General features: G+C 41.8%; 20 protein-coding genes. 11 read left to right on the plus strand and 9 right to left on the minus strand.

Features of this window, described 5'->3' with window-relative positions; all coding sequences use genetic code 11:
• Positions 1–37: 37 nt before the first annotated feature.
• Positions 38–532 (minus strand): cysteine-rich VLP domain-containing protein, encoded by a 495-nt coding sequence (locus tag B5F08_RS08530; RefSeq protein WP_330395811.1) that lies wholly within the window; start codon positions 530–532, stop codon positions 38–40.
• Between the two features lie 742 nt (positions 533–1,274).
• On the opposite strand from B5F08_RS08530, the gene B5F08_RS08540 reads away from it, so the two are divergent.
• From B5F08_RS08540 to B5F08_RS08560, 5 genes are all read left to right on the plus strand, one after another.
• Positions 1,275–1,502, plus strand: coding sequence for a helix-turn-helix domain-containing protein (locus B5F08_RS08540; protein WP_015517850.1), 228 nt, complete (start codon positions 1,275–1,277; stop codon positions 1,500–1,502).
• 2 nt (positions 1,503–1,504) lie between these two features.
• Positions 1,505–3,076: a type I restriction-modification system subunit M gene (locus B5F08_RS08545; protein ID WP_087378322.1), complete on the plus strand. Its 1,572-nt coding sequence runs from the start codon at positions 1,505–1,507 to the stop codon at positions 3,074–3,076.
• A complete protein-coding gene (locus tag B5F08_RS08550) occupies positions 3,060–4,112 on the plus strand; it encodes a restriction endonuclease subunit S (protein WP_087378324.1) in 1,053 nt (350 codons plus the stop codon). The genes B5F08_RS08545 and B5F08_RS08550 overlap by 17 nt, the downstream gene beginning before the upstream one ends.
• Positions 4,113–4,226: 114 nt before the next feature.
• Positions 4,227–5,210: a site-specific tyrosine recombinase/integron integrase gene (gene xerA / locus B5F08_RS08555; RefSeq protein ID WP_021658166.1), complete on the plus strand. Its 984-nt coding sequence runs from the start codon at positions 4,227–4,229 to the stop codon at positions 5,208–5,210.
• 7 nt (positions 5,211–5,217) lie between these two features.
• Positions 5,218–5,745, plus strand: coding sequence for a restriction endonuclease subunit S (locus B5F08_RS08560; protein ID WP_442856067.1), 528 nt, complete (start codon positions 5,218–5,220; stop codon positions 5,743–5,745).
• Here the strand turns inward: B5F08_RS08560 and B5F08_RS08565 are convergent.
• Positions 5,734–6,315 carry a restriction endonuclease subunit S gene (locus B5F08_RS08565; protein WP_087378328.1) on the minus strand — a complete coding sequence of 194 codons (582 nt, stop codon included), beginning with the start codon at positions 6,313–6,315 and terminating at the stop codon, positions 5,734–5,736. The genes B5F08_RS08560 and B5F08_RS08565 overlap by 12 nt on opposite strands.
• Before the next feature lie 56 nt (positions 6,316–6,371).
• On the opposite strand from B5F08_RS08565, the gene B5F08_RS08570 reads away from it, so the two are divergent.
• Together B5F08_RS08570 and B5F08_RS08575 are read left to right on the plus strand one after the other, a co-directional pair.
• Complete coding sequence (locus tag B5F08_RS08570) at positions 6,372–7,475, plus strand: DUF3644 domain-containing protein (protein WP_087378330.1); 1,104 nt, start codon at positions 6,372–6,374, stop codon at positions 7,473–7,475.
• Between the two features lie 5 nt (positions 7,476–7,480).
• Positions 7,481–10,627: a type I restriction endonuclease subunit R gene (locus B5F08_RS08575; RefSeq protein ID WP_087378332.1), complete on the plus strand. Its 3,147-nt coding sequence runs from the start codon at positions 7,481–7,483 to the stop codon at positions 10,625–10,627.
• An 87-nt stretch (positions 10,628–10,714) separates the two neighbouring features.
• Here B5F08_RS08575 and B5F08_RS08580 read toward each other — a convergent pair whose 3' ends face one another.
• The 7 genes from B5F08_RS08580 to B5F08_RS08610 all read right to left on the minus strand — a co-directional run bounded on the left by B5F08_RS08580 (position 10,715) and on the right by B5F08_RS08610 (position 18,637).
• A complete protein-coding gene (locus B5F08_RS08580; RefSeq protein WP_087378334.1) occupies positions 10,715–10,939 on the minus strand; it encodes a hypothetical protein in 225 nt (74 codons plus the stop codon).
• Positions 10,936–11,307 (minus strand): TnpV protein, encoded by a 372-nt coding sequence (locus B5F08_RS08585; protein ID WP_087378336.1) that lies wholly within the window; start codon positions 11,305–11,307, stop codon positions 10,936–10,938. The genes B5F08_RS08580 and B5F08_RS08585 overlap by 4 nt, the downstream gene beginning before the upstream one ends.
• A 236-nt stretch (positions 11,308–11,543) precedes the next feature.
• Complete coding sequence (locus B5F08_RS08590) at positions 11,544–13,541, minus strand: prolyl oligopeptidase family serine peptidase (protein ID WP_087378338.1); 1,998 nt, start codon at positions 13,539–13,541, stop codon at positions 11,544–11,546.
• Positions 13,534–16,044: a discoidin domain-containing protein gene (locus B5F08_RS08595; RefSeq protein WP_087378340.1), complete on the minus strand. Its 2,511-nt coding sequence runs from the start codon at positions 16,042–16,044 to the stop codon at positions 13,534–13,536. Before B5F08_RS08595 ends, B5F08_RS08590 begins: the two co-directional genes overlap by 8 nt.
• 264 nt (positions 16,045–16,308) lie before the next feature.
• Complete coding sequence (locus B5F08_RS08600) at positions 16,309–16,635, minus strand: hypothetical protein (protein WP_087378342.1); 327 nt, start codon at positions 16,633–16,635, stop codon at positions 16,309–16,311.
• Between the two features lie 135 nt (positions 16,636–16,770).
• A complete protein-coding gene (locus B5F08_RS08605; protein WP_087378344.1) occupies positions 16,771–17,520 on the minus strand; it encodes a heparan-alpha-glucosaminide N-acetyltransferase in 750 nt (249 codons plus the stop codon).
• 202 nt (positions 17,521–17,722) lie between these two features.
• The gene (locus B5F08_RS08610) at positions 17,723–18,637 is read right to left on the minus strand and encodes an aldo/keto reductase (RefSeq protein WP_087378346.1); all 915 of its coding nucleotides are present in this window, start codon (positions 18,635–18,637) and stop codon (positions 17,723–17,725) included.
• Between the two features lie 139 nt (positions 18,638–18,776).
• Between B5F08_RS08610 and B5F08_RS08615 the strand changes: the two genes are divergently transcribed.
• The 4 genes from B5F08_RS08615 to B5F08_RS08630 all read left to right on the plus strand — a co-directional run bounded on the left by B5F08_RS08615 (position 18,777) and on the right by B5F08_RS08630 (position 22,751).
• Complete coding sequence (locus B5F08_RS08615; RefSeq protein WP_087378347.1) at positions 18,777–19,868, plus strand: FkbM family methyltransferase; 1,092 nt, start codon at positions 18,777–18,779, stop codon at positions 19,866–19,868.
• 464 nt (positions 19,869–20,332) lie between these two features.
• Positions 20,333–21,106 carry a type III pantothenate kinase gene (locus B5F08_RS08620; protein WP_087378349.1) on the plus strand — a complete coding sequence of 258 codons (774 nt, stop codon included), beginning with the start codon at positions 20,333–20,335 and terminating at the stop codon, positions 21,104–21,106.
• Between the two features lie 15 nt (positions 21,107–21,121).
• Positions 21,122–21,769: an ECF transporter S component gene (locus B5F08_RS08625; RefSeq protein ID WP_087378351.1), complete on the plus strand. Its 648-nt coding sequence runs from the start codon at positions 21,122–21,124 to the stop codon at positions 21,767–21,769.
• A gap of 13 nt (positions 21,770–21,782) precedes the next feature.
• On the plus strand, positions 21,783–22,751 hold the full coding sequence (locus tag B5F08_RS08630) for a biotin--[acetyl-CoA-carboxylase] ligase (RefSeq protein ID WP_087378353.1): 969 nt from the start codon (positions 21,783–21,785) through the stop codon (positions 22,749–22,751).
• Positions 22,752–23,010 lie beyond the last annotated feature (259 nt).

Here is a 23,010-nt window from a genome sequence, read left to right on the forward strand (position 1 = left end):
TGTTTGTACTCCTACCGTCACAAAACAGTATCACTTGTCAGGGCTGCACCCTGAAACCTGCTTGAGACTGCACTGCCCGTTTCCTGCGCTGGCGCTCGGCAGCTTTCTTCCGCTTTTGGACGGCGGCACAGTTTGGGCAGTAGCGCTGGTTTTTTGCCCTTGGTACGAAATACGACTTGCAGATTTGGCATCTCTTTTGACGGCTTGGCTGCATGATCTCGGCAAACAGTTCCCTGTCTGCGGGAAGGACTGCATTTTTGAAATAATTGCAGTAGATTCCATACCGGCTGATGCACTGCACACAGGCGTGTTCTTCGCCATCGTCCAGCAGCAGGCAGCTGCCGTCTACATAGTTGCAGCAAAGTTTTTTGATGAGGGCGTTGATCCGCTTTGACTGCTTTGGAGTGATTTTTATGACCATGATTTTCACCTCCTTTGTGCGTCCCTTGGAATCTAATTGTGCTGTCGCTTCTCCGAATCCAGTTTTTCTGTCCCTGGCCCTGTCAGACGGCGTCGCAAAGTCATATCCCATTCGGATTGTTATTCAATTTTCAAGGTACAATGAAAAGGTCTTTCACTTATTCCCACTGGGTGAACTCAAATTCCAACCCTAAACGGAAAAATATTTGCGAATTAAAAAAACTCTTCACTCATTTAGACAAAGGGTGCCGAAATGCACACCCATTTTCGGGCTTTCTTCAAAAATTTTTTGAGAAAATTTATCTCTTCACTTGTTCCCACTGGGAAGTACCAAATTATCGGGTGTTTCTGAAAAAATTTTTATCTGGTAAAAAGCCCTCTCACTTATTTGGAATTGCAAAGCCAAATGACACCCTATTTCACAGAAAAAATGAGAAAATATTTTTACTCGGTTGGGGGTGGCTTTACTTTCTTGCCGAAAAAGCCCCTTCACTTATTCCCACTGGGGACGGCTGAATGCACACCCTGAATCGCAAAAAATTTTATCCCTTCACTTATTGGAATTGAGAGATCAAAACGCAACCTGTTTTTAAGAAAAAATCAGAGAAAATTTTTTCGATGAAAAAATACCTCTCACTTGTTTCCACTGGGAGAGGACTTTTGGGGACGGTAATTTTGAAAAAAAGCAAAAAAATTTGCCCGCCAATATAGGCGGGCACACTTTCAATACTAAAAATATAATTGGCCTTCTTAAACACAGCGAACGCATACATATCGGTTGAATAATTCGTCAAAAAGTGTTATAATAAAGCACTACATTATGGATTTTGCCGTTTGTCGGGAGGTTATATGCTATGGCAATCAGCTATAAAAAGCTATGGAAACTACTGATAGATAAAGACATGAAGAAAAAAGATCTGGAGCAGGCGGCGGGGATTAGCCATTACACCATTGGGAAATTGAACCGTGGCGACAATGTTACTACTGAGGTGCTGGCAAAAATCTGCATTGCGCTTGGCTGTACGATGGATGATATCATGGAGATCATTCCGGATCATACCGATAAGATAACGGAGGAATAACAATGGCACGGACAGCAAAACCGAAAAAAGAAATATCTATGGAGGAAGCGCTTTGGAAAAGTGCGGACAAGCTGCGTGGCTCGGTAGAGCCTGCGGAGTATAAGCATGTTGTCCTGAGCCTGTTTTTTCTGAAATTCGCCGGTGATAAATTTGATGCTCAGAGAGAAATGATTGCAAAACAGTACGGCGAAAAATTTGTGGACACGGTGGCCTTCTACACAAAGGACAATGTTTTCTATCTGCCCCCGGAAAGCCGCTGGTCTTATATTATGGAAAACGCTAAGCAGGACGACATCGCCCTGAAAATCGACACGGCTCTTTATACGATTGAGAAAAATAATCCGGCGCTGAAGGGCGCTCTGCCGGACAACTATTATTCCCGCTTGCAGCTTGACACGGCAAAGTTGGCTTCCCTGTTGGACGAAATCAACCGCATCAATACCGATGACAAAGAGAATGACATCATCGGGCGCATTTATGAGTATTTTCTCAGCAAATTTGCACTTGCCGAAGGAAAAGGCAAGGGAGAATTCTATACGCCGAAATGTATTGTCAATTTGATTGCCGAAATGCTGGAACCTTACGATGGAATCTTGTACGATCCCTGCTGCGGTTCTGGCGGTATGTTCGTGCAGTCCATGAAATTTGTGGAAGCGCACCACGGCAACAAAAAGCAGGTTTCCATCTACGGGCAGGAATATACCAATACTACCTATAAACTTTGTAAGATGAACCTTGCTATCCGTGGCATTTCCGCAAATCTCGGTGAAACGGCGGCGAACACCTTCACCAACGACCAGCACAAGGATTTGAAAGCCGATTACATTATGGCAAACCCGCCCTTTAATCAAAAAGCATGGAGAGCGGAAAACGAATTGATTGACGATCCCAGATGGGACGGCTATGAAGTGCCGCCTACCAGCAACGCAAACTATGGTTGGATTTTGAATATCGTTTCCAAGCTGTCGCAGAACGGCGTCGCCGGATTTCTGCTTGCAAACGGTGCTCTGTCCGACGACGGAACGGAGCTGAAAATCAGAAAGCAGCTGATCGAAAACAATCTGGTGGAAGCCATTATCATCTTACCGAGGAACCTGTTCTATACAACGGACATCAGCGTCACGCTTTGGATATTGAACAAGAACAAAAAGGCCCGTGTTGTGGAGCAGAACGGGCAGCTTAAGCGTTATCGTGACAGAGAGCGGGAAATTCTCTTTATGGATTTGCGGCAGATGGGTAGCCCCTACGAGAAAAAATACATTGAGCTGACGGAGGAAAATCGGGCGAAGGTCACTTCGGTCTATCACAACTGGCAGCAGGCGGATTATGAGGAAACCTACGAGAATATTCCGGAATTTTGCTATTCCGCTTCTTTTGAGGAAGTCGCAGAAAAAGGCTTTACCCTTGTGCCGAGCCGGTATATTGAATTTGTCAACCGTGATGAGAATATAGACTTTGATACAAAGATGAAAACACTTCAGGCTGAGCTGAAAGAGCTGCTTGTGCAGGAAGAACAGTCAAAAGCTGACCTGCTGGCGGTGTTTAAGGAGTTAGGGTATGAAATCGAACTATGACGCTTTAGGCAATTATATTCGATTGGTTGATACACGCAACACAGACCTTGTCACGGAGCAAGTCTTAGGGATAAATATAGACAAATATTTTATGCCATCGGTTGCGAATGTAATTGGTACGGATTTGAGTAAATACAAACTCATTACCAAAGGTAAGTTTGCCTGTAATCCCATGCATGTCGGTCGTGATGAAAGACTGCCTGTTGCTTTATACACTGAGGATGAGCCTGCAATCGTATCTCCTGCATACTTTATGTTCGAGATTATTGACAGCAGTATTTTGAATGAGGATTACTTAATGATGTGGTTTCGCAGGCCAGAATTTGACAGACTTTGTTGGCTTCGCACTGACGGAAGCGTTCGAGGCGGTATTACTTGGGATGATATTTGCAGAATGAAAGTTCCTGTTCCTCCGCTGAATGAACAAATTGAAATAGTGCAAAGCTATCAAGCAATCACCGACAGAATCGCTTTGAAAAAGCAGATAAATGATAATTTAGAAGCGACGCTTACGGCAGTTTTCACAGAAATATTTTCGGCTGCCGAAGCCACGGAACAAACAAAATTAAGTGAGCTTATGACCTTCGGCAACGGAAAATCTCGTCCTAAAACAGATGGAACTATCCCTGTTTATGGTGGTAACGGCATTTTATCCTATACAGACCAATATAACATTGAAAATGCAATTCTTATTGGTCGTGTTGGAGCGTATTGTGGAAGCGTGTACTTGGAACAAGGCATCTGTTGGGTAAGCGATAATGCAATTTTCGCAAAATCTAAAGTCTCGATAGACGAGTTCTTCGATTACTTCCTTTTGAAAAAGCTAAACCTTTTTAATCACCATGTTGGCACCGGTCAACAACTGCTGACACAAGAAATTTTGAACAATATTGAGGTTGCAAAACCAAACATTGAGCAAATTGAAATATTCAACGCTAAAGCAAAGGCGGTTTTCCAATCAATTTCTGCTAACAGAGATGAGATAATACGCTTGCAAGAGCTTTCAGATTTGCTTCTTTCTCGCTTGGCAGGTTAAGCCACTAAATTATCATTTACCATATATCCCACAACTCTTGTGGGTGGCAGGAGTTAAAGTAGGGGGAACTCCCGCCCCGTAGTTGTTCTCTTAATAAATCAAGGAGATACGACTATGAAACAGAATTTAATCACAGATGTTGTTCAGGGAATGTTGCCTTACCTGAATAACGCTCAAACAGAGAAGCTGCAAGAGGTGCTGCAACACACGCTATTCGGCTATGAGGTAACAACAGTTGCGAACGATACGGAAAACTTAGAGCAGGATTTGGTGGAGCTATTTCTTTCCGCAAAGCGAATAGAAGGGTGCTCTGAAAAGACCTTGAAATACTATAACGCAACGATACAAGCTATGCTGACCCGTGTTGGAAAAGGCGTTAGGCACATCGTAACCGATGATGTTCGCAGTTATTTGACCGAGTATCAGGAGAAAAATCAATCAAGCAAGGTTACGATTGACAACATAAGGCGCATACTTTCCAGCTTCTTTTCGTGGCTGGAAGATGAGGACTATATTCTGAAAAGTCCGGTCAGACGAATCCATAAAGTCAAAACCGGAACGAACATAAAAGAAACCTACACCGATGAAGCTCTCGAACTCATGCGTGATAGCTGTACCGAGCTTCGGGATCTGGCGATCATAGATATGCTTGCCTCAACGGGTATGCGTGTGGGCGAAATGGTTTTACTGAATCGGGCGGATATAAACTTTAACGAAAGAGAATGCGTGGTGTTCGGCAAGGGCGACAAAGAGCGTATCGTGTACTTTGACGCAAGGACGAAGATCCACTTGCAAAATTACTTAAACAGCCGCAGGGACGAAAATCCGGCACTGTTTGTGTCTCTGCAAAAGCCGCATAAACGCTTGCAAATCAGCGGTATTGAGGTGCGGCTTCGTGAGTACGGAAAACGCTTGGGGCTAAGCAAGGTACATCCGCACAAGTTTAGGCGAACTCTTGCGACAATGGCTATCGACAAAGGAATGCCCATAGAGCAGCTTCAGCAGCTTTTAGGGCATAGAAGAATAGATACGACCTTGCAATACGCAATGGTAAAGCAGAGCAATGTCAAGATTGCTCACAGAAAATACATCGGATGAGGTGAAGATGATGAAAAAAGGCTATCGACTTCTTGGGGAGTTTATCCGACAAGTTGATGTTCGTAATACGGAAGGCAAAGAGGAAAATCTTTTAGGCGTTTCCGTTCAGAAACAATTCATCCCTTCTATTGCGAATACTGTTGGTACAGATTTTACCAAGTACAAGGTCGTAAGAAAAGGACAGTTTACATACATTCCAGATACTTCCCGCAGAGGAGATAAAATAGGAATTGCCTTGCTGGAAGATTATGACGAAGGTTTGGTGAGCAATGTTTACACAGTTTTTGAGGTTATTGATGAAAATCAACTTATGCCTGAATATCTCATGCTGTGGTTCAGCAGACCGGAGTTTGACAGGTACGCCCGTTTCAAATCTCATGGAAGCGTCCGAGAAGTTATGGATTGGGATGAAATGTGCAAGGTAGAACTTCCTGTTCCCTCTATCGAGGAGCAGAGAAGTATCGTCAAAGCCTACAAGGCAATCACCGACAGAATCGTTTTGAAGAAACGGATAAATGATAATTTAGCGGCTTGATAACTGAGTCAATAAAGCGTTTTGGAGTTCGCTGAGCTGTTGTATTTCATTAGTATTTGCAAGAACCTGAGCAAAAAGCGGTTCAACACGCTTTTGGAAAAGGATTGCATCATCAGCATTAGGTTCAAACACCTTTTCCATTTCAAAATCTCGTGTTACTAAGGCACTAAAAACAGCTCCTGATGCTTTCTTCTTCATTGTTGCTATTACATACCGTGTAAAAGAATATACAAATAATGGTGGATAGTCGGCTTTGCCCTTCAACGCATAGCAAGATTGGTTCATCGCCATAGATACGCCTGCCATCGACAAGTTGCCAACTGTTCCACGACAAGTAACAAAAGTGGTAAATGGCGGATATAAACGACTTGAACAGTTATTAAGACCTGCAACGGTCAAGTGTTTTTCGGTACTAATGCAAAACGGTGAATGAGAAACATCTTTAGGTGTAAAGAAAAGAATATCACCATTCCAAAAACTATCTTCTTCTGTTTTTGGAGTGCCGCCACCCATCAGTTGCACAATATCGGTAAATGATATAGTTGCATCCGGTTTCCTTTCTAAGAACATCTTGAAGAAAATCGTATCGGTGGTATTTACTAAATTATCATTTATTGGAGGTTATTATGATTACATTAAGACAGGGTAAACCCAAGACAATTTTGGAAAATTCTTTAAATAGTGCCTTAACAGCAGTTGAAACATATAATCGCCCTAAAACAAAATTTCGGATTGAGAATTATGTAGTATTAATGATTATTGCGTGGACAAAGCTTTTTCATGCTTTTTTTCAAGCAACAATAGGAGAAAGATATTTTTATAAAGAAAAGAACGGTCGCTATAAAATTATAGAGGGCGAAAGAAAGGCATGGGAACTAAAAGAATGCATTAAGAATTTCCAGAAAGGCACCCAAAAACAAAAGCTCACAGAAGCGGTTATAGCTAATTTGAATTTTTTTATTGGGATTAGAAATAAGATTGAACATAGATATTGGAATTCTTCTGCATTGGATATTTTACTTTTTGGAGAATGTCAGGCATTACTTTATAATTATGAAAATACGGTAATGGCTTTATTTGGCGATGATTATTCTATAAACACTTGTTTGGCCTATGCATTGCAATTTTCTCACCTTCGTGCAAATGAGCAGTTAGTTGCTCAAAAAGACTTGCTTTCTAAAGATATGCAAGATATAAAAAAGTACATTGATAAATATAGAACAGATCTTTCTCAAGAAATATACGATAGTCAGGAATATAGTATAAAATTACTTCAAATACCAAAAGTCAGTAATACGAATCGATCTGACTTATCAGTAGAGTTCGTTAATTGGAATTCATTAAGTGATGAGGACAAAAATAATTATCAAAAAGTTTCGGCAATTATTAAAGATAAAATAATTAAACAACCCGTGTCTAATGCAAATATGTTAAAACCGGGTGATGTAATAAACATGGTTAGAGAGAAAACTGGTGAGACGTTAAGTTTATATAATCACACTGATTTGTGGAAAGCGTTCGGTATTCGTCCTGGAACAAATTCTGAGTCAAAATTTGAAACCATAACTAAATATTGTATTTACGATGAGCCCCATAATGATTATTTGTATACCACAGAATGGGTTGAATTTATCGTGCGATTGATTACGGACTATGGTTTTAAAAAGGAAAACATACATAATAAATGTAAGGAAAACCTTAAAATGGAAGATTATAATAAAAAGGAGTGACCACAATGGCAAACTTTAACGAACACGCCTTGGAACTATCCATTATGGAGTTGTTCAAGGATGAAGGATATATCTATCTTGCAGGAGAGCAGATCCATCGGGAGCGCACGGAAGTTCTGCTTGCCGATGATCTGCGGCAGTATTTATATAACCGTTACGCCAAGGACGGTATCACTCCCGGCGAAGTAGACGGTATCCTTTTGCGCCTTCACAACATCTCCGGCACGGTGTACGAAGCGAACAAGGCGGTACATAAACTGCTGTGCGACGGCTTTATCCTCAACCGTGAGGACAGAACGCAGAAGGATTTATATATTGAGCTGATCGACTATGATAATCCCGAAAACAACATCTTCAAGGCGGTTAACCAGTTTGAAATTGAGGGCGTGGGTGGTCAGCTCCGCATTCCCGACGGCATTGTGTTTGTCAATGGTATTCCTGTGGTGGTTCTGGAATTCAAGAGTGTCGTCAAGGAAAACACAACGATTATGGACGCTTACACGCAGCTCACCGTCCGCTACCGCAGAGATATTCCGGAACTGCTCAAATACAACGCCTTTGTGGTGATCAGCGACGGTGTGAACAACAAATATGGCTCTCTTTTTAGTCCCTATGACTATTTCTATGCATGGAGGAAAGTTGAGTCTGATGATAAAGAGCTGGACGGAATCAACTCCCTTGTCACCATGATAAAAGGGCTGTTTCGCAAAGATCGGCTGCTTGCGGTTATCAAGGATTTTATCTATTTCCCCGACAACTCGGATAAAGAGCTGAAAATCGTCTGCCGTTATCCGCAGTTTTTTGCCGCTACCAAGCTATTTGAGAATAGCAAGCTGCATATGCGTCCTGACGGTGATGGAAAGGGCGGCACCTATTTCGGCGCCACCGGCTGTGGCAAGAGCTACACTATGCTGTTTTTGACTCGTATGCTGATGAAAAGCAAACTGTTCCACAGCCCGACTATTTTGATTATCACTGACCGTACCGATTTGGATGACCAGCTTTCCCGTCAATTTGTCAATTCCAAAAAATATATTGGCGATGAAACGGTAGTCAGCATTGAATCCCGTGAAAAGCTGCGGGAAGAATTGCAGGGCCGGGAAAGCGGTGGGGTGTATTTAACGACCATCCAGAAATTCACGGAGGATTTGCAGCTGCTCACCGACAGAACCAATGTCATTTGTATTTCTGATGAGGCGCACCGAAGCCAGATCAACCTCGACCAAAAGGTCAAAGTGACCGAAGCGGGTGTGGAACGCAAATACGGCTTTGCCAAGTATCTGCATGATTCCCTGCCGAATGCTACCTATGTCGGCTTTACCGGAACGCCGGTGGACGGGACGATCGAAGTTTTCGGTCCTGTGGTGGATTCCTACACCATGACCGAATCGGTGCGTGACGGCATTACCGTTAACCTTGTTTACGATGGGCGTGCGGCGAGGGTGACGCTGGACAATGCAAAAGTCAAAGAAATCGAACAGTATTACGATCAGTGCGAGGCGCAGGGCGCTAACGAGCACCAAATCGAGGAAAGCCAGAAAGCTGTTGCCCAAATGGAAGCAATTATCGGCGATCCAGACAGGCTGCGTGCAGTCGCCAAGGACTTTATTCACCATTACGAAACCCGTGTGGCAGAGGGCACTACGGTTGCGGGAAAGGCAATGTTTGTCTGCATGAACCGCAATATCGCTTATGATCTTTACAAAATCATTGTAGAGATGCGTTCCCAGTGGGCGGAAAAGAAAATCAGCGAAGATGAAGCAGCGCTTACCGATAAAGAGAAAAAAGAACTGAAGCCTATTGAGAAGATCAAGCTGGTGATGACTCGCAACAAAGATGATGAGCCTGCCCTCTATGAAATGCTTGGAACAAAGGATGACCGCAAGGAATTTGACCGGCAGTTCAAAAATCCGAAATCCAATTTCAAAATCGCTATCGTTGTCGATATGTGGCTGACCGGATTTGATGTTCCGGAGCTGGATACCATCTACATAGATAAACCGATTCAGCAGCATACTCTGATTCAGACGATCTCCCGTGTCAACCGTGTCTGCGAAGGCAAAGACAAGGGCTTGATTGTGGACTATATCGGTATCAAAAAGAATATGAACCTTGCTTTAAAGAAATACACGAATTTTGAATGTGATGAGTTTGAAGGTGTGGAGCAGGCGGTTACCATCGTCAAAGATCAGTTAGAAGTGCTGGCGCAGATGTTCCACGGCTTTAACAGCAAGGATTTCTTTGAAGGTTCTCCGACGGAGCAGCTTGCCTGCCTCAATCGGGCGGTTGAATATGTGCAGCTTTCGGAAGAACTGGAAACACGCTTTATGGCGGCGGTCAAGCGGATGAAGCAGGCTTTCAATCTTTGCAGCTCCAGCGAAAAGATTTCGGACGAGGAAAAAGATTATATCCATTTTTACTGCGCTGTTCGCTCTATCCTTTTCAAACTGACAAAGGGGGACTCCCCTGATATTTCGCAGATGAATGCTCGTGTGCGTGAAATGCTGGAGGGCGCTATCCAGTCGGACGGCATCGAGGAATTGTTTGAAACCGGAAAACATATATCCGTTGACATTTTCAGCAATGAGTACATGGACAAGATAAACGCTATCCAGCTGCCGAACACCAAAATCAAAATCCTGCAAAGACTACTCTCACAGGAAATCGACGAATTCAAAAAGGTCAACAAAATCATGGGTGTCGAATTTGCAGACAGATTAAAGCGGGTGGTTGACGAATACAATAACCGCCGCAGAGATGAATCCTATGCCAATGAGGTGCTTGACGATATTGCCGGGAAGCTTGCCGATCTGCTTGCGGAGCTGAAAACAGAAAAGGACTCCTTCAAAAAATTAGGGATAGACTACGAGGAAAAAGCCTTTTATGATATTTTGAAAGCTGTTGCAAAGAAATACGAGTTCGACAATGAATATCCGGATGAAAAGATGATTGAGCTTTCAAAGAAAATCAAAGTCATTGTTGACGATAAGTCCCGCTATACCGATTGGTCTACCCGTGATGACATCAAAGCAAATTTGCAGGTGGATTTGATTTTGCTGCTGGACGAATACGGCTATCCGCCAGTAACGCTGGATGATGTCTATAAGGAAGTGCTGGAGCAGGCGGAAAACTTTAAGAAGTACGCCGGCTAAATACATATAGAATCAATCGGGTATTAGGGTAGCGCCCTAACGAGAATCACTGTTTGCAGCCGTATGGGGATACAAACAGTCTGCTCGCTAAGATGATACAGAAAAACCGGAGAAGGCAGCAATGCTTTCTCCGGTTCGTTCTATGTTACCCTGTTTTTTCGGCTTTGCTTTTGAAAGCTTGATAACCAAATCATCTACAGTGTCGGTATAGTGCCCTTCCCGCCGAAGCTTGCTCTGAAACCAAATGAGATTTTGGACAAGAAATCTGCACTCATCTTCCGAAAGGTAAAGATGATATTTCTGCTCTCTCATATGTAAATCCACTCGTTGTTTACGATTTCAACGGCTCTGTTTCGGATGCTGTTCGTCTTTTGTACCCACTCCATAGGGCGGTTAACTTTCAGTCTTTCTGTGACATTTTCCTGCTTAGAAAGTACGGATACAAGCAACTGAAATATCCGCTCCGCCTGCTGATCTACCTCTGCCAGATGTCCGTTCAGCGTTCCGGAAGTCAGCAGATTGTAATACCGAATTTTGTGATACTGCTTTAAATACCGCCGGTATCGCTGTCCCCAAACTCCGATTTCAATTTCTTTTTCGGGTGATACTTTTAGATTGGGTAGTTCATAATCGCCTTGCCGGGTATAGGTGCCGCCTGCTTTTTCATAAATGCTTTTCATCGTAAAACCGCCTGCGTTTTTTGGTGCTTTCATTTTACAGAAGATTTTCTGGAAAAACCAATGTGCCGATTGCAGTTTTATCGGAATATACAGAAAAAGAGTACGAACCCTTCGATCCGTACTCTCGTTTCTACCCTGCAATGCCGATTTCTGTGTGTTTTTCGGATACTGCCTTATGCACACTCGGCGAAATGCCTGCGCCTTTTGTTTAAATATTTATGTGGTAGCTGTATATTTTATTTTGCCAATAATATCTGTATCTCTGTTGCATCGAGGATGTTTATTATTCCGTCATTATTCATATCCGCTGAAGCTTCATTTATATCAATTCCCTCAGCACGTACTATGTATTTCATAAGGATTGTAACATCTTCAATATTTATCTGATTATCTCCGTTGACATCTCCCATAACGATATCCGGTTTAACAGTTATTTTTATTTCCGGCTGTACGCCATTACTGTTTTTGTATCCGTTTGGCAAATCAAAAACTCCCTTGAGAACAATCTCTCCTGTGAAATTATCCTCCAGCTCATCGGTATTCCAATCAATAAGTGATGTGACCTTATCTGAATTGGAGAGATAAACTGTTGTGTACTTTGGAAGCATTTCAACAGCTTCCTTAACACTTTTCGCCTTGATTTCCGCCATTTCCTCATAGGATGTAACTTCCGGATAAGCTGTTTCGCCTTCGCCCAATATCTTTATTTCCTGAATTGTGTAATAGATGTCGCTGCCTGCTCCTTCTTTAATAACCACCTGAATATCGGAAACGTTTTCCAGCTTATTATCCAAAACCCAAAGGTCATTTTCAAACTCATAATTTGCGGAGCCTTTCCAGTTCATTGTTCTTTCGCCCAAGGATATATACTCCTGGCTGTCAAAGGTTTTATATCTAAGCTCGTACTTTCTCGGGCCGTATACGGTTCCCATGAATATATGAAAATCTATAGCTGAAACAGTCTGAGGAGTATCCCAGCTGAAAGTGATTTCCGCCAAGTCGTTAGCCGCAAAGGTTGTAAAGTTATTTACGTTGTCAACTATAATTCCATCATTAAGTCCCTTTAATGAGGTATTAAAAGTGGGGTATTTGTTGGCTGTAACCTGTGCAGACAAAGCGACATTTACTTTTTCCTGCTTCATGAGAGCTGTAAGATTTTTGCAGTAATAGGAATTTAATTCGTCTGTAAGACTGCCGCTGTTTATGGTGTTTTCAGCTTCGTTTTTCAAAGCTGTTATCTTTTCCCAGGTTTCGGCTGTGTAGTCATCTTCCTTTAAGCCCTCTGCCGATGATATTATCTGTTCAAGAGGGGCGGTATCGGTTTTTCCGTCAAGAGTTCCGTTTTTGCTTTGATTAAACATCCAGTCTATTAAATCCTGAACATTATCCTTTCCGTAAGCCACGTTCCAGCTTTCATGCATTTCATCAGGATATTCTGTATAGGTGATATTTCCGTACTCTGCCAAAGCATTGTACATGCTTCTTGTAGCGTTTACGGGAACAATATCGTCCAAGGTTCCGTGGAAGGTTCTTATAGGCATATCGCTTAAAATCGCCGCTTTTTTGTAATCGCCTACACCGCATACAGGAGCAATGGCAGCAAACTTATCCGGATTTCTTGTGCCCAAATCCCATGTTGCCATTCCGCCCATAGAAAGGCCTGTAACATAAAGTCTGTCGGAGTCAACATTATAATTGTCCTCTACATACTCTATAATATTGTAAGCGGTGGTCAAATTTTTTGTTCTCGGGTTTGTATCCATATCTCTGTAATCGTGATACCAGGAATCTCCAAGATTTACCCACTTGCTTTCATCGCCTACTCCGCCTGCCTGAGGAGTCTGTGGTGCAACGATTATACATGGATTATTTTCAAGATTATATTCTGTTAAAAGCTGATATATAATTCCGACGTTATTTTCAATGTTTCCCATTTTATTTCCGCCGCCTCCGTGGCCGTGGAAATAAACAAGCATTGGATATGATTTTTCCATGTAATCTTCCGGAACATGAATCCAGTAATTCATATTTATACCGGTGGTTTCATCGCTGTAGCTCATATACTGCAATGTTCCGTTGTCAATGAGTTCGTTTAAGTCTATACCAAACTGGTCAGGAAAAATCTGAGGAGTTACCGCCGAAGCCTTAAAAGATGCAAAGCATGTTAAAGCAATACAAATCGACATAAATAATGCCGTTATTTTTCTTTTTGGTATACTTACAGATTTATTCATAACTGTTTAAACCTCCTCGCTTTAATATAGCAGCGGCTACGTGGTTTCCGTCGCCGTCAAGTTTATAAATTCCAACTACCACTTTCTGTACGCTTGTTGCGTCGTCGATGTCCACTTTTCCGCTGTTGTCAACGTCCGCTGTGACAATGTCAATTTCATCTATACCTTTTATAATGTAAATCTGAATCATTGTAGCGTCGCTGATTGTAAGCTTTCCGTCGTGGTTTACGTCGCCCTTGTTATATTTTAGGGAAGCAAAGGCTTCATTGAGCTTTGCAAGTGCTCCGTCGATTTCTGTCTGTGTGGGATGCTCAGAAGTGTTCAAAGCTGTTGCTTCATTCAAAGCATCCTTTGCAGCCTTTGCGGAATTTGCAGTATAAACTGTAAGGTCAATGTCCTTTACCTCTTCAATCTTTGCAGAAAGCTTGGTTCTGTCAACTGAAATTATATTGTTTTCCAGCTCAAGGAACTTTCTGTAAAGGGCGGTCATTGCTTCTTCCGTTGTGTCGCTAGTGAGATTTCCGGAATTTGCAAGCTCTGTTGTGTCCTCTATAAGCTTCTGGAATGACTCATAGTAATCGGAATTGAGCTGACCGTCGCCCATGCCCGGCTCGTACTGACCGAGAGTCTGGTTTATCTCGTCGATATAGTCAAGAAGTTCATCGCTCATTGACTTGTAAACCTCAAACTCGTAAATACTTCCGCTGTACCACTGGCCGTTGCCCGGATGCTTCCATCTTTCTTTCTGAACATACTTCACATATCTGGCTTCCTGAGGCTCAAAGTGGATTTCATCTATTGCAGGTGTTGCTACGTTTACTGTATCTTCGTTCTTTGTGTAAACTGTTGTGTAGCTTTCGCCGTCGGCGGAAATCTGAACCTCGTATTTTCCTACTGTTGACTCGAAGTTTATAACAACGTCCTCTATTGTGTAAAGGTCACCCAAGTCAACCAAGAGCCACTGCTCGTCCTGTGTCTTTCCGAAAGAAACTCTGGAATCCTTGCTTACAATTCCGTCAACAGCCATATCCGCTGTAAATCTTCCGTCGGAAACCTCCAAAGAGGAAGCCGTTACGTCTTTGCCCAAGGCTATGTTTTCACGTCCCTTAAATGGAACTGCGTCGTTAATTTCCTGGTCGCTTAAAGTTCTGTTGTAGATTTTAAGGCTGGAAACTGTTCCCTTTACATTCTCCATAATTTTTTTTGTAGGGAGAACAAAGGTTGAGCTTTGCTGAGCTTTTCCGGCGATTGTCTCATTGGTAAGCTTTCCGCTTCCAACCTTGCCGCCGTTTACATAAAGTGTAAGGTTTTTATTGTCGCAGACAAGGGCTATATTGTAATCCTTGTTAGGCTCAAGTGTATAATCGAATGTATAGCTGTATGCCTCACGGCTGTAGCCAACCTTGCCGTCAAGGGTAAGGAAGAATTTTCCGTCCTTGCCGCTGAACAGAGTCATCTGATCGTTTATCTCATCAAAGTTAACGTCCATCATAACTGTGTAAGGATAACCAACGCTGTCAAATGGCAGTGAGATATATCCTGTTCCGTCGAATTTGATTTCCTGATTTTCAACTGTTCCGTTTACAATCTCTCCGTCATAACCGTTGCCGCCCTTGTCTGTCAAAGTGGCTGAACCGTTGTTGAAGCTGTAGTCGGCGGTAACGTCTGTTTCGGACTCTACAAATCTTCCCGGATTTGTGTTTGGAGCTTTGTTTTGCAGGGCGTCGATTCTGTCACGGAACTGCTCGTAGGTCTGACCCTCTTCGTCCTCGCCGAACCATGTTTTCTCGGAAACAAGGGAAACAGCGTCTTTCATTCTGTCGTAAATATCGAACATTGAGAAGCCTGTTCTAAAGGATGTCATGTCGTTCCAGATACAGAATTCTGCGCCCTTTGTCTGAGGATGGGCAACAGGCATTATAGCTTCGCCGGACGGATTTCTTCCGGACTTGAAGTTGTTAACCTCAAATTCATTGTAAAGGCGAGGCATATTAAATCTGTCAGGATATCCCGCATTGGCGGCAGGAACAATGTAGAGCCATCCGCCGTATGTGTTGATAACGTCATAGCCTGCGTCATAGGTTTCGTGAACGTCTGCCCAGTAAGGAGCCCAGAGGTTTACTGTTGCCTCGTTGGTAACAGGAGTTGTTCCGTTAAATCCGTTTTTACCCAATGAAGCCCAAAGTCTTGTGTTGTAACCCTTTGCATTTATATACTTTATAAAGTGGTCTGTCCAGGCTCTCATCTGCTCGCTGTATCTCTTGTCGTACTCGTCTGTACCCATGTGGAATTTATCGCTCTGGATAACAGGGTCTTCTCCGTCAAGATACTCGTCGATAAGGTTATCAATAATCTCTCTGTTGGCGTTGAAATTTTCCTCTGTGGTTATATCAAGCTGACCTGCGCCAAGCATAACAACACCCGGAACATCTCTAAAGCACTCTGCATGATAAGGTGTGTCGATTTCAGTTATTACATCGATAATGAAGGAATTTTTTATCAATCATCCGATTATGTTCATATTATATCATAAAATAACATAATTTCAATAAATATTTTTTAAAAAATATATCTTTATAACATAATACCACCCGAAATCATCCGTCAAATTCAGCCATATTATCAATGGTTTTTACAACAATTCTAATAAAGTAATTTTAAGGTTAAATCATTTTTCCTAAAAAACAAAAGTGCGGAGAGAAATCCGCACTTTTGATAGAAAAGGATTATAAGAAAATGAAACTAAAAAACTTTTGGCTTATTTATATTACACAAATCCATAAACATAGGCGGGACTTGTAAGCTCTATGGTAACAACGGTGTTGCCTGAGCCTGACCATTCAGCCTCCCACTTGGTATTTACATTGCCGTCAATCATCATTGATGGGGAGGTGGAGTCTCCCGGTTGTGAAGTGTCTGCCCATGCCAGCAAATTTGATTTTGGAAAGTCAATAAACTTTCCGTCGTCCAAAATTGTGTAGCCTTCCGGTGCAAAGCTTATGCTTCCGTCGTCTGCGTAGGTCTGAACCGCATTGGTTTTGGGACCTGCTTCCTCTGCCGATACAGCCGCCAAAGGAAGGGATGACAAAAGCATGGCTTTGATTTATATTTTGTAAACAACTAAAAAAAGAAAAAACATCAAATTCAAGCCAGATTTGATGTTTTTATACAAAAATTGATTTATTTTATCATTTAAAAGAATATTTTTAGGAAATCACAGACAAAAATCTTAAAATAGTTTACCCATAGCCAATCCTGCTACAATAAAGCATGTTGGTTGATGGACAAGGTAAATAATATAGCTGTGTCTTCCGAAAAATTCCAAAAAAGGTATTCTGAGATAAAAAATGCTTATTTTGCTTATTTTGTCTTTCAAAATATTATAGGCAAAGTACCCTGCAAAATACATAAATATCCACGGCAAGACCCCGAAATAATCCGAGGAATAAAAACCCTCGTTGGGAAATCCCAGAAACACCAGCCAGCTTGTGCTGTACAGGCTTTCCGGAAGCTGAATTTGGGTAAAAAACAGGTTTAAGGTTCCCGATGACACGCTGTAAAACACCACAAACAAAACAAGAGAAATCAGCAGTCCCCAAACCGCAAATCTGCCCTTTAATATTTTATGAAGTCCTGCGGTTATCAGCGCCGCCACTCCCAAAAAGAAAATTATTCCGTAATAAATCACCAGAGAGGGCATAAAAAAATAGGTGAAAAGTGTAATCAGCACTCCCGTTCCTATAAGCTTTACCGCCTGTTTCATATGACTTTTAGCCAGGCAAAAGGAAAATCCCGAAATAAAAATAAAGGTTATACATATAGTCCTCTGCCATAAGGGCACAGGAAAGGTATAGGGCCAGCGGGGCTGTTCTAAAAATATGACGAAGATATCATACACAAAATGAAAAAGCACCATATCCACAACCGCCAGCCCTCGTATGGCGTCAATCAGATTTATTCTCTTTTTCCCATTTTCCAAATCCAATCTCTCCCATTATTTTCTTTGACAGAATGGTATCACGACCAGATAAAAAGATTCACACCCTTATAGGAAAAGAGCAGATAAAATGTCAGGATAAAAATAACCGCTGTTCCTATGTATTTTATATAATCCTTTTTTGTTCGCTTTTTATTTTCGTCTTTCTTTTTCATTTTACCGCTCCTTTCGCAAAATCATTTTATCATGGCAGATGATGGCCGGCACTTCTGTAAATGCTGTACCATTCCTGTCTGGTAAGGTCAACATCGGTGGCTTTGCAGATGTCGGAAAGTCTTTCTTTGTTTGTTGTTCCGGCTATAACCTGAATTTTTGCCGGATGACGGAGTATCCATGCGGCGGCTATGGCTGTATTTTTTACGCCGTATTTCTCTGCAAGGCGGTCAATCTCTGCGTTAAGCTCCGGATAATCCGGGTTATCAAGGAAAACTCCGGCTTTTCCGTATCTGAAAGGTGACCACGCCTGAATTGTCATATTTTTAAGTCTGCTGTACTCCAGCAAAAATCCGTCGTGCATAACGGACTCCTTGTTCTCCATATTTACATTGATTCCGGAGGTAATCATTCCGGCGTTTACAATGCTGAGCTGAAGCTGGTTTATAACAAGTGGAACATTTACACCGGTTTTCAGAAGTTCAATCTGCATCATGTTGTGGTTGCTTACGCCGAAATTTTTAACCTTTCCGCTTTTGTAAAGCTCTTCAAAGGCTTCTCCAACCTCTTCAGGTTCCATAAGTGTATCAGGACGGTGAAGCAAAAGCACGTCAATATAATCAAGGTTCATTCTTTTAAGGCTGGTTTCCACGGACTCAATTATGTGTTCCTTTGAGAAATCGTAATATCCGGGGCGTATGGCGCACTTTGTCTGGATTATCATTTTATCTCTCAAGTCCTTGTGGTTTGCCATAAACTCGCCGAAAAGCTCTTCTGACTTGCCTTTTCCGTAGATATCAGCATGGTCAAAAAAGTTTATGCCATTGTCAAGAGCGGTCATAATAAGGTTTTCAACCTGAGCATTATCAAGGGCGTGTATTCTCATGCATCCCAATGCTATTGCGGAAGCATTCTCAATATTATTGCCGATTTTAATATATTTCAAGAAAATCATCCTCTCGTTTTTTTACTATTGTAACATAGCAATTTTAAAAATACAATATAAACAGGATGATCAATCCGATTGTAAAGCTTAATGGAATGTGGTAAAATTACATTATATTTGAGTATTGGGGGACAATATTTTGGCTTTGCCTGACTTCATAAGGGAAAAAACAACAATATGGGATTTTTTAAAAAACGACGCCACACCACTTGTGCTTTACGGCATGGGTAACGGGGCGGATATTGTAATTTCACAGCTTGAGAAAATCGGAAGAAAGCCCTCGGAAATAATCGCCAGCGACGATTTTGTCCGTGGTCAGCTTTTTCACGGTTATAAGGTGAAAAAATTAAGTCAGGTGGAAGAGGAGCTTGGTGATTTTATAGTCCTTATATGCTTCGGAACTCAAATCGACTCGGTAATAGAAAACATCAAATCAATCGCCCGAAAGCACAAAACCTATGTGGCGTATGTTCCTGTTTTCGGCGAAAATATAATGACAGAAATTTTTCTTTTAGAGAATATTGATGATATTATAAAAGCCAGAAATCTTTTTAAAGACGAGCCCTCTTTAAAAGCCTTTGACTGCTGTTTAAATTTCTATATTTTCGGAAAGCTTTTTTATCTTTTTGACTGCGAAAGCGAAAAGGATGAGGTTTTTGAAAATATTTTAAAGCTTGAAAATAACGAAAGCTATCTTGATTTAGGTGCATACCGTGGCGACACAATAGAGGAATTTTTAAAATATTCCAAAGGAAAATACAATCACATAACCGCACTGGAGCCGGACAAAAAGACATTTACAAAGCTTTTAGGCTACGGTGAAAACCTTGAAAACGCCTGCCTTTTAAATAAAGGCATATGGAACAGGGAAGAGGTTCTTTATTTTGAAAACCGCTGTGCCAGAGGTTCTTCACTTTCCGGAGAAATAAAGGGGAAAAAAGCTCTGCCCGTGGAAGTGACCACCGTTGACGCTTTGGACAGGGAATTTGATTTCACATATATAAAAGCCGACGTGGAGGGCGCAGAAAAAGAAATGCTTATGGGAAGCCTTGAAACCTTGAAAAAAGGAAAAGCAAAGTGGAACATTGCCGTTTACCATAGAACCGAGGATTTTTTCAGACTTCCCCTTTTGATACATTCGGTAAATCCCCATTATAAATTCTACATGCGCCACCATAAATACGTACCCTTTTGGGATACAAATATTTATTGCGTGCCGGAGGAGTTATAGAATTAAAAATTAAGAATGAATAATTAAGAATTAAAATTATCAATAAGTCACTTTTGTTGTGTGATAAAGTTAAATAAAAGATAAAACCCCACACCGTAGGGGCGGATTAACATATCCGCCCGGTCGCAGTAGGTTTTATGATAAAAGCAAGTTATTTTATAACGATGATTTTCACCGTTAGATGAACCAAATCCACATTTTAAAATATGTTTTGGGTCGGTTTTATTATTTAGCATATTCTCCGTAAACAGGTATATTTTTGTTATCCGGTGTTGCTTTACCGGGCGCACATGATAGTGCGCCCCTACGATGATAGTTCTTTAAAAGAATAAAAAGAAAAAGTTAACTGAGAGCGAGCCATTCCAAAGATTAAAGAAAACGTCTCGCCCGCCTTGTAATGATGTTAATTTCCAAGAGGAAGTTCTGCAAGGCGGATATAAAAAATAAAGGTGGGATAAAAATAAATGATACTTTGTGTTGATGTGGGAAATACCAATATAACTATGGGAATATTTAAAGATAAAAAGCTTGTGCTTAAAACAAAGATTTCCACTGATAAGGGAAAAACGGCGGACGAATACGCCATAGAGATTTTCACTATGTTTAGGGTGTACAGCATAGAGCTTTCCGATGTTGACGGCTGTATTATAGGCAGTGTTGTGCCTCAGGTCACTTCACAGCTTAAAGAAGCTTTGAAAAATCTTTTCGGATGCACTCCTTTGATTGTGGGCGCAGGCATTAAAACAGGACTTAATATTAAGATAGATTCGCCGGAAACCTTGGGCGCTGATTTAGTTGTGGGCTGTGTTGCGGCGGCAGAGCTGTACCCCTGCCCATGCATTGTTATCTGCATGGGAACAGCCACCACCATATGCTATATGGATAAAAATAAAGCCATGTGCGGCGGAGCTATAATGCCGGGCGTGTCACTTTCTTTAAACGCTTTAACTACAACCAGTGCACTTTTGCCCAGCGTTTCCCTTGACGCTACAAAAAGCGTTATCGGCAAAAACACAAACGACTGTATAAAGTCGGGAGTTGTGTGGGGAGCCGTGTGCATGCTTGACGGAATGATTGAAAAAATCGAAGAGGAAAGCAAAAGCGACTGCACCATTGTGGCGTCCGGCGACCTTTCTCCGGTTATTGTAAGCCACTGCAAGCGAAAAATCATTGTAAAGGACGACCTTATAATGCAGGGTCTTAGAATTATATATGAGAAGAACAAAAAATTAAATTAAGGATTGGTGATTAACATGTCAAAAAAAGAAAAGCAAATACCTTTAAAGTCGGTTATCGGTTTGGCTGTATTTGCCCTGATAATTGTTGTTATGGCTTTCACTCCGGCAGGATTTTTGAAAACCGGAAACCTTGAGGCCTCTTTCCTGGTTGTTCCTGTGGCAATTGGCGCAATTTTACTGGGACCAACTTATGGTGCAGTGCTGGGACTTGTTATGGGTGTTGTTTCCTTTGCCCAGTGCTTCGGAGCAAGCGACATGGGTTCGGCTCTTTTCGGAGTAAGCGCAGTAAACACTTTTTTGCTCTGCGTAATTCCAAGAGTTATATGCGGCTGGATGGCAGGTGTTTTCTATGACCTTTTAAGCAAAATCGACAAGACAGGTTTTGTTCCTCAGATTGCCGCCGCTGTTGTATGTCCTATTTTTAATTTTATTCTTTTTATGCTGGGACTTTCACTGCTGTTCGGTCAAACCCCTTATCTTTTAAATTTACAGACACAAATGAACGCTTCAGGAATAGGCTTTTATTTTGCTTTGGGCGGAATGAATTTGCTTTATGAGCTTTTGGCTTCTGTGGTTTTGACAACAGGTATCAGCACTTTAATTTTAAAATTCAAAAACCGAAACAAGGTAAAGGAAGAAGTCTCCGAAAAAGACAAAAAATAAACGGTGAAAACTTATGAACAAGGATATTTTAAATACACTTTTGGATGCTAATGACTTCGTGTCCGGTCAGGAGCTTTCCGACAAGCTGGGGGTCACACGCACCACCATATGCAACAACATAAAGGAAATCAGAAAAGCAGGTTTTGAGGTTGAGTCAGTCACAAACAAAGGCTACAAAATAACCCAGAAAACCAAAAACATAAACGCCGTTCTGATAGAAAGAAATCTGAAAACAAAAACCCTGGGCAGAACCATTTACGAAACCGAGGAAACTCCCTCCACAAACACATATTTAAAGCAGGCGTCACTGGAGGGCTGTCCCGACGGCGCACTGGCTGTAACTCATCTGCAAACCGCCGGAAAGGGCAGGCTTGGCAGAGTGTGGAAAACAGAAAAGGACTCCTCCGCCATTATGTCCTATATCTTAATGCCTGAGATCTCACCAAAGGATATAGCCGCCGTAACCCAGGTTGTAGGACTTGCGGTGTGCAGAACCCTCAACCGTCTTTACAACATTGGCTGTGAAATAAAATGGCCCAACGACATTATCTGCAAAAACAAAAAGCTATGCGGTATACTCTGCGAAATGTCCGCAGAGCTGGACAGGGTGAACTACATAATCCCCGGAATAGGAATAAACTGTGACCAGGAAAGCTTCCCAGAGGAAATCGCCCACAAAGCGACATCAATCTATCTTGAAACAGGGGAGCATCCCGACAAAAATCTTATTGTTGCCGAGATACTAAACGAAACTGAAAAAATTCTTTTAACCACCGGTTTCGCCTTTGACCGCCCTTTAATAGAGGAATACACATCTCTTTGCGCCACCATAGGCAGGCAGGTGCAATTTTACCGTGACGGAAATCAGATGTCAGGCACAGCGGTTGCCATAACCGGCGACGGGGAACTTGTTGTGGAAACAGAAAACCACCAATCTTTCCTAATAAATTCCGGCGAAGTAACCGTCCAAGGCATCTACTAATTTTAATTCCGCTTTTTTTAGTTCCGCCATGCTTAACTTTCATATGACGGTTAGGTTCTGCACATGGCGGGCGAGTCTTTTATTTCCGCCTTGCAGGACTTTACTTTAAAAATAAACATTATTTCAAGGCGGGCGAGACCTTTTCCGCAATCTTTGGAATGGCTCGCTCTTGGTAAGGTTTAGTTTTGAATTATAATTTCACAGCCATGGTTATTTTTTAACCGTGGCTGTTTTTATTTTTCTTTTAAGTAATTATCAA

The organism is Anaeromassilibacillus sp. An172 (assembly GCF_002160515.1).
Taxonomy (GTDB): domain Bacteria; phylum Bacillota; class Clostridia; order Oscillospirales; family Acutalibacteraceae; genus Limousia; species Limousia pullorum.

Coding starts and splice junctions, on each gene's coding strand:
- B5F08_RS08530 (WP_330395811.1), bottom strand. CDS start 532: ATGGGATATGACTTTGCGACGCCGTCTGACAGGGCCAGGGACAGAAAA.
- B5F08_RS08540 (WP_015517850.1), top strand. CDS start 1,275: ATGGCAATCAGCTATAAAAAGCTATGGAAACTACTGATAGATAAAGAC.
- B5F08_RS08545 (WP_087378322.1), top strand. CDS start 1,505: ATGGCACGGACAGCAAAACCGAAAAAAGAAATATCTATGGAGGAAGCG.
- B5F08_RS08550 (WP_087378324.1), top strand. CDS start 3,060: ATGAAATCGAACTATGACGCTTTAGGCAATTATATTCGATTGGTTGAT.
- xerA (WP_021658166.1), top strand. CDS start 4,227: ATGAAACAGAATTTAATCACAGATGTTGTTCAGGGAATGTTGCCTTAC.
- B5F08_RS08560 (WP_442856067.1), top strand. CDS start 5,218: ATGATGAAAAAAGGCTATCGACTTCTTGGGGAGTTTATCCGACAAGTT.
- B5F08_RS08565 (WP_087378328.1), bottom strand. CDS start 6,315: ATGTTCTTAGAAAGGAAACCGGATGCAACTATATCATTTACCGATATT.
- B5F08_RS08570 (WP_087378330.1), top strand. CDS start 6,372: ATGATTACATTAAGACAGGGTAAACCCAAGACAATTTTGGAAAATTCT.
- B5F08_RS08575 (WP_087378332.1), top strand. CDS start 7,481: ATGGCAAACTTTAACGAACACGCCTTGGAACTATCCATTATGGAGTTG.
- B5F08_RS08580 (WP_087378334.1), bottom strand. CDS start 10,939: ATGAGAGAGCAGAAATATCATCTTTACCTTTCGGAAGATGAGTGCAGA.
- B5F08_RS08585 (WP_087378336.1), bottom strand. CDS start 11,307: ATGAAAAGCATTTATGAAAAAGCAGGCGGCACCTATACCCGGCAAGGC.
- B5F08_RS08590 (WP_087378338.1), bottom strand. CDS start 13,541: ATGAATAAATCTGTAAGTATACCAAAAAGAAAAATAACGGCATTATTT.
- B5F08_RS08600 (WP_087378342.1), bottom strand. CDS start 16,635: ATGCTTTTGTCATCCCTTCCTTTGGCGGCTGTATCGGCAGAGGAAGCA.
- B5F08_RS08620 (WP_087378349.1), top strand. CDS start 20,333: ATGATACTTTGTGTTGATGTGGGAAATACCAATATAACTATGGGAATA.
- B5F08_RS08625 (WP_087378351.1), top strand. CDS start 21,122: ATGTCAAAAAAAGAAAAGCAAATACCTTTAAAGTCGGTTATCGGTTTG.
- B5F08_RS08630 (WP_087378353.1), top strand. CDS start 21,783: ATGAACAAGGATATTTTAAATACACTTTTGGATGCTAATGACTTCGTG.